This is a genomic window from Pseudomonas sp. SWRI18 (assembly GCF_014268345.1).
Lineage (GTDB): Bacteria > Pseudomonadota > Gammaproteobacteria > Pseudomonadales > Pseudomonadaceae > Aquipseudomonas > Aquipseudomonas cedrina.
In genome coordinates this window covers 201,975-208,596 of the sequence record NZ_JACCQQ010000008.1, presented here as the reverse complement: position 1 = coordinate 208,596, position 6,622 = coordinate 201,975, and the positions used below count along the sequence as shown (strand labels likewise).

8 protein-coding genes are annotated in these 6,622 nt (G+C 57.9%); 4 read left to right on the top strand and 4 right to left on the bottom strand.

From position 1 onward, the window contains the following. Positions 1 to 235: 235 nt before the first annotated feature. From H0Z09_RS11965 to H0Z09_RS11950, 4 genes are all read left to right on the top strand, one after another. Positions 236 to 1,183 (top strand): hypothetical protein, encoded by a 948-nt coding sequence (locus tag H0Z09_RS11965; protein WP_186690767.1) that lies wholly within the window; start codon positions 236 to 238, stop codon positions 1,181 to 1,183. Between the two features lie 162 nt (positions 1,184 to 1,345). After that, entirely contained in the window at positions 1,346 to 1,666 is a 321-nt protein-coding gene (locus H0Z09_RS11960) for a helix-turn-helix transcriptional regulator (RefSeq protein ID WP_076949642.1), read from the top strand. 47 nt (positions 1,667 to 1,713) lie between these two features. After that, the gene (locus tag H0Z09_RS11955; protein ID WP_186690766.1) at positions 1,714 to 2,076 is read left to right on the top strand and encodes a type II toxin-antitoxin system RelE/ParE family toxin; all 363 of its coding nucleotides are present in this window, start codon (positions 1,714 to 1,716) and stop codon (positions 2,074 to 2,076) included. Beyond that, positions 2,051 to 2,389 (top strand): helix-turn-helix transcriptional regulator, encoded by a 339-nt coding sequence (locus H0Z09_RS11950; RefSeq protein ID WP_076949644.1) that lies wholly within the window; start codon positions 2,051 to 2,053, stop codon positions 2,387 to 2,389. The genes H0Z09_RS11955 and H0Z09_RS11950 overlap by 26 nt, the downstream gene beginning before the upstream one ends. A gap of 13 nt (positions 2,390 to 2,402) precedes the next feature. Here the strand turns inward: H0Z09_RS11950 and H0Z09_RS11945 are convergent, their stop codons facing one another. The 4 genes from H0Z09_RS11945 to H0Z09_RS11930 all read right to left on the bottom strand — a co-directional run bounded on the left by H0Z09_RS11945 (position 2,403) and on the right by H0Z09_RS11930 (position 6,506). Then, entirely contained in the window at positions 2,403 to 2,948 is a 546-nt protein-coding gene (locus H0Z09_RS11945) for an AAA family ATPase (RefSeq protein ID WP_186690765.1), read from the bottom strand. A gap of 22 nt (positions 2,949 to 2,970) precedes the next feature. Further along, positions 2,971 to 4,473, bottom strand: coding sequence for an amidase family protein (locus H0Z09_RS11940; RefSeq protein WP_186690793.1), 1,503 nt, complete (start codon positions 4,471 to 4,473; stop codon positions 2,971 to 2,973). Positions 4,474 to 4,570: 97 nt separating this feature from the next. Further along, entirely contained in the window at positions 4,571 to 5,494 is a 924-nt protein-coding gene (locus tag H0Z09_RS27300; protein ID WP_238340228.1) for a hypothetical protein, read from the bottom strand. Then, positions 5,457 to 6,506, bottom strand: a complete 1,050-nt coding sequence (locus H0Z09_RS11930) for an MBL fold metallo-hydrolase (RefSeq protein ID WP_186690764.1) — start codon at positions 6,504 to 6,506, stop codon at positions 5,457 to 5,459. Before H0Z09_RS11930 ends, H0Z09_RS27300 begins: the two co-directional genes overlap by 38 nt. Positions 6,507 to 6,622: the final 116 nt, after the last annotated feature.

Here is a 6,622-nt window from a genome sequence, read left to right as displayed (position 1 = left end):
CCCCAACGCGGGGCAAGCCCGCTCGCCACAGAAGCCCCAGTTTGATGCGCGACAGCGCCAAGTTGATGATTTGGCGGGGCCTCCCACATTTGAACGGTGTTAAGGCGTGGCTGTGAACCCGCCCCACCAGCACCACTGCTCTAATGTGGGAGCTGTTTGCCTGCTCCCATATTTGATCTTTGTACCTACGGATATTTGCGTAATATCCAGCTAAACATCTCACGGACCTGAGCCCATGAAATTCGACACGGCCTACAGCCTGAGTCTCGATGAAAAGCTGTCGATCTACGACGTACGCGAGCTGAATTTCGACGAAACCGTCGATTTCGATTCCGACCAGGACAGCTTCCTCTGCCCCAACGATGCATGCCGCGCTGCGTTCGATACAGGCAACGCGCTGAGCACGTTCAATGCAAAAAACGTCAATTACCTGCGCACGCCGCACTTCAAGAACAAGACCACGACCCGGCATATCGACGGGTGCCGTTACGCCAGCATCCATAAGGCCGCGACCGGTGAAAGTGACGACGATCGCGAAGAAAATTTCCCATCGGAGTGGGTATTGACCCGCCGGCAGTACCCACGCAAACCGTCACTTACCGGTGCCGACGCCAGCGTCCCACAGGACCCATCGAAAGTACCTTCAAACCGTACCACCACATCCCACGGCACCAACGACAGCACCCCAGACAAAACCAGCGTCTTCGCCCACCCGGTGGAGTGCTTCGTGTCCAACATCGACGACAAGGACAAGCTCAAGCGCATGCCCTTGAAGATCGGCGAACACACCGCGACCTACTGGACGTTTTTCAAAAAGATCGAATACCTGCAAGACAACAAAGGCCTGATCTACTGGGGCAAGATCAAAGCCATCAAGGACTACACCAGCAGCTTTCGCATCGACTTCGAAAAAAAGGTGTGGCTCGACAAGAAGCCCTACTCGGTCAACGTCTACCTGAGCAAGAAACTCATCGAGAACTACCGCAAGCGCAAGGCGTTCCTGGAGCAGATCAAGGCCGCGGTGGACAGTGAACGGGCGTTGTATTGCTTCTTTTACGGCGTGACGCCGGAGCTGAAACAGGTGCCCAGCAAGAAAAACCCCGAACAGACGTTTGGGGTATTCAGTGCGAATATCGAGAACCTGGACCACCTGATCATTCGGGAGGCGCCGGGGGTGCAATAGAGGCAGCCTTGCAGCATCACGGCCAGCATCTAGCAAATCGCGAGCCCTTGCACGGGAAACGGGTCAGAGCCCCGCCATTAAAAAGCAGTTGATGAGCGGTCAAAACAACTGTACAAAAACACAGTATAGTTAGCCCTCCCCCGTCGAACCCTGGAGAAAACCATGTCCTCTCTGGCAATGAGCTCTTTCGTAGAACAGCAGATCGTCCTGCATCAATTCACCGCCAAGCACAGCGTGCAAGCCCGCGCGATGCTGGGCTGGAGCCGGGAAGACCTGGCCATCCAGGCCGGCGTGGCGGTGGAGGCGGTTCAACAGTTTGAAAGCCAACGCGACGTGGGAGATGAAACCCGCTTGGCATTGGCGTTTCGGCTGGAGGCTGAAGGGCTGGTGTTTTTCCCGGGGTTTGCGCCGGGGTGGGGGATGAGTGTGAGAGGAGCGTTGTCCGAGTCATCCACGCAATTGGCGTATCAGACGGTAGAGTAAATTTTCAAACTGCATTCACGATTATCCCTATTTAGGTATATTCTCTGATGAGTCCATGGAAGCCACTCCTGTGGGTGGGCGCAAGCAAAAAAGATCTGCAATTGATGCCCTGTTCCGTTCAAGACGTATTTGGCTTCGCACTGCACCTTGCTCAGGAGGGTAGCAGGCACTCACAGGCCAAGGCGTTGAAAGGGTTTGGTGGTAATGCAGTTTTGGAGATTGTCGAGGATTTCGACGGCAACACTTATCGAGGGGTTTACACCGTTCGGTTTGGCTCTGCTGTCTACGTCCTTCATTGCTTTCAGAAGAAGTCGACAAAAGGCATTGCAACAACGCAGAACGATATACAACTGATCAAACAGCGACTCAAGGCGGCGCAGGATCATGCAAAAGCATCACAAGGCGATTGAAATCGAAGCAAGCAGCGGCAATGTCTATGAGGATATTGGCCAGCCTGACGCCAGCGAAATGCAGGTCAAGGCACAGCTCGCAGCAAAGATCGGTGAAATTCTGAAAACACGCAATTTCACCCAGTCTCAGGCTTCGGTGATCCTTGGCCTGTCGCAACCCAAGGTTTCTGAGATGCTTCGCGGAAAGTTCAGAGGCATCAGTGAGGCCAAGATGCTTGAGTGCTTATCGCTATTAGGTCGTGATGTGCAAATCGTTATAAGTGCGGCTCCCGCTTGTCGCGTTCAAGGCCGTATTGAAGTGCTGTTTGCTTGATCAACTCCCCGCATTAATCACTGATTTTTCCTAACAACTGACTCACCAACCCCTCAACCGAATGGTGCGTAGAGTCCAACCGTATCACCGGGCAGGTCAGTGTTTTCAACCAGGTTTCGTGCCTGCGCAGACTGCGTAGGCTGTGGTTGCCGCCGTCGTAGCGCGCAGCCCAGGCCAGAAAGGCGATGCTGTTTTCATGCCGTTTGCCGCCTGGCAGGACTTCATCGCCGTAACGCTGAAGTTCCCGCAGGCGCAGGCGGTGCAGGCGTACTTCCAGGTCCAGGCGCAGGAACACTGCATGGGTGAACAGCGGAATCATCGGGTCGCCCCAACCACACAGTGAACCGGACAGCACCCAGCCTTCCAGGCCGCAGGTCTGTTCTTGTAGCAAGCGAATCCGTTCATCCTTGGCGCGTGGGACGGTAAAAGGCGCTGCAGTCTGTTGCCAGTAGAAGTCGTCGGAATCGAAATAGGCGACGTTCAGGCGCTCGGCCAGTGCCTTGCCCAAGGTAGTCGTACCGGCGCCGGCGGCACCGAGGATGTGGATTCTGTAGGTCATTGTTCAAGTGTAAACCGTGACGTCAAAGCGCGGGCTTGATCGCAACCTCGGCTGCCTGCTCATACCCATGGGCCACCGCCAGCAAGGTAGGTTCGGCCCAACGGGTGCCGAAGAAGTAGGCGCTGGTCGGTACACCGTCCTCATCCTTACCGGAAGGTACGGCAATCCCCGGGTAACCCGCCGCTGCGACGCCAAAGTAACTGTTGGTCTCGAAATCCGACACCATGGCGTCAAGGTTTTCTGACTGGATCGGCTCGTCAATGGAGTTGCGGAAATCCTGGATGAGCGTGTCCCAAAGTGGCTTGCTTTGCTCCGGCGTCAGCGTAGAGGCGCTGATCGCCTTGAGTACCGGCTGATGATCCTCCACAGTGCCATCACGGTCTTCATTGAACTTGATCAGCTCGGTCAGTGATTTGACCGGCAGCCCTGATCGCTTGCCCAGGTAACCATTCAACTCCTCTTTCACATCCGACAGCAGCAACTCGTCGTAACGCGAAGCATCGGCCAGGCGCAGGTTGACCGGCACCAAAACCGCACCCTGCTCACGCAGCACCTCAAGTGTCCGGTTGAATTGCGGACTGTTCTCGACCGACAGGGATTCGCCGTTTTTCGAAAACGTCGCAGGATAGCCAATACGCTTGCCTTTCAAGGCGCCGGGAACCAGTAGTGCGGTGTAATCGATGCCTTGGGGCGCCCCCACGCTCGCTGGATCCTGAGGATCGCTGCCCGACATGGCATTGAGCATCAGCGCAACATCGAACACCGAGCGAGCCATCGGCCCCGGCGTGTCCTGCCGTTGGCTCGCAGGAATAATCCCGTTGCGGTCCAGCAGGCCCACGCTGGGCTTGAGACCAACAACGCCGTTACGCGCTGCGGGCACGATGATCGATCCACTGGTCTCTGCCCCCACTGCTAAGGGAGCCAAACCTGCAGCCACTGCTGCGGCGGAGCCGGAACTGGAACCTCCGACGTCGGCCTCCGGTTGATGCGGGTTAAGGGTTTGCCCGCCCCGACTGCTCCAGCCATCGGGACCACCACGAAGCCCGGCCAGTTCAGTCATATTGGTTTTGCCCAGGATCACCGCGCCTTGCTGGATCAGGTAGTCAACCAACGGGGCGTTCTTGCCGGCAGATGTACCTACCAGCCCAAACGCGCCCGCGCTGGTTTGCATGCCGGCGGTTTCGATCGTGTCCTTGAGCAGGATGGGAATGCCATGCAGTGGCCCGCGCACCTTGCCGCTGGCTCGCTCGCGATCCAACTCTCGGGCGGTCGCAAGCGCCTCAGGGTTCAGTTCGATGACGGAACGCAATTGCGGATCCACTTTGCGGATCCGTTCCTGCAAGTAAGTGACCAGGTCCGCCGAGGTAAGCCCGCCCGGCCGGGACATTTGCGCGCCCAGCTCTTTGACACTGAGGTACTCGGTACCTGGGGGGACGGGCGTTGAAGCGACGGAGGAATAGTCATCCGTGAAAGACTGTACGAATTGCCGGACGAGGGAGCCCATTCCATATGCGATACCTAACATAAGACCTCTTGAGGAGTAAGAAATGACGAAGGATCGACGTTGATCCGTTGGCCAGTCTAAAAATTCCTCTTCTCCCAGGCTGCGCGACACGGGCCACTCACGGCGTGGGATAGTTCAACGCAGCGGGTGGCCTCTGGTGTGGCCCCATCAACCGATGAACGCTTCGATATTCCTGCACCAGGCTTGCCAGCCAGTCCTTCGCCCATCGTGCGCCGTAGAACCAAAGCGTCGCGCCATCCTCGAGTGGCTCGCCAATCCCCGGACAGTCGCTTGCGCAGGCGCCATGGAAGGCACTGCTGCGGCTGTCGGACACCAAGGCGTCCAATCGATATTCACGCGCGAGCTCATCGATTTCATTACGGGCATGGGGGGTGTGATTGGCCCGATGCGCATGCACCGGTACCAGCTCAGCGCCCGCTCGGCGCAGGACATCCAGCGCTCTCAGAAAAGACGGATTGTGTTCGATCGGCTCCTGTTCCTGAGCATCCACAAACCGCTCGGCAAACCCCACGCGCCTGCCGCGCACTGCGTGAGTGCCCGTAAAGGTCGTGTTGTTTTGGACCAGGGGGACTTCCACCATCACCGGGCCAGACGGATCGACACCACCCAAGGCAATCAGTGACAGCGATGGGTCGCGCAGGGGTTTGAGGGGAAGCCCTGGGGCATCGTATCCCGGAATCGGGACGCTCGTTTCCGGTTTGCCAGGCGTGTGGGGATCGACACCAAATGCGATAGCCCTGGGGCTCGCAGGGTCGCTGGACGTCGCTGCCAGACCTGACAGCGCAGCGAGTACAGAGGCAGGTTCGCCCGCAGGGCAAGGGATCCCGGCTCGCCAATATTTCGTACATTTACTTTCCATAAAACCCTGCGCCACGGCCAATGATTTTCCGGGGATCATCGCACCCTTGCCTGGCGCCTGTCGCAGCGCTGAAACAGCTTGAAAACTCCTTTTTCCGACGCCGTTTTTTTTGACGCCGCTCCCGTCAGTTGGCGAGGTGTTCCTGCGCGCCTTGGGTTTCAACCTCCAGCCACCACGCATACCCACGTTCAGGTTGGGTCAAACTGAACGCCTGCCCCATCGGCGGTGTGGTGATCGACACGTTGCGCTCCCAGGCCAGGGCCATGATGCGGTCGAACGGCTCATGCCAGGCATGGAACGCCAGGTCAAAGGTGCCGTTGTGAATCGGCAGCAACCAGCGACCCTTGAGATCGATATGGGCCTGCAGGGTTTGCTCCGGCTGCATGTGCACATGGGGCCAATCGACGTTGTAAGCACCTGTTTCCATCAGGGTCAGATCAAACGGGCCGTACTGTTCGCCAATGCGCTTGAAGCCATCGAAGTAGCCGGTGTCGCCGCTGAAAAAGATCCGCCGGGCGCCATCGATCATCACCCAGGAACACCACAGGGTCTGGTTGGCGTCAAACAGGCCGCGCCCGGAAAAATGTTGCGCAGGCGTTGCGACAAACCGAATGCCCTCCACCTCAGTACCCTGCCACCAATCCAACTGGCGCACTTTGCCGGCCTCCACGCCCCACTTTATCAGCAGGTCGCCCACACCCAGCGGCGCAAGGAAACAGCGGGTCTTCTCGGCCAATAGAACGACTGCCGCGCGGTCAAGGTGGTCATAGTGGTTGTGGGAAAGAATCACCGCTTCCAACGGTGGCAACGCTTCAATACTGATGGGCGGCGCATGGAAACGTTTGGGGCCGGCCCAACTGAACGGTGACGCACGCTCGGCGAACACCGGGTCGGTCAGCCAGAATTTGCCGCGCATTTTCAGCAAAATGGTGGAATGCCCGAGGCGAAACACGCTGTGATCCGGGGCCGCCAGCAACTGCTCGCGGGTCAGCGCCTGTACTGGAATCTGCCCCGTCGGTCGCGTGCTGCGCGGCTTGTGGAACAGCATGTTCCAGAAAATACGCAAGGTCTTGCCGAAACCACCCTGCGGCACGGGGGCATCGTTGTGGAAGTGCCCCTGGGCCTGCTTGGGCGCCGCTGGCGAAGCATCGACACGGGATGAGATCGTGGCCATTACCGGGTGACTCCTACGGATCGCTGATAAACTACACTGCACAGTGTAGTTTCAAGATTGCAACAAAATCCGCAGCAAGTAAACTACCGAGTGTAATTTCCTCCAAGAGCCGAACG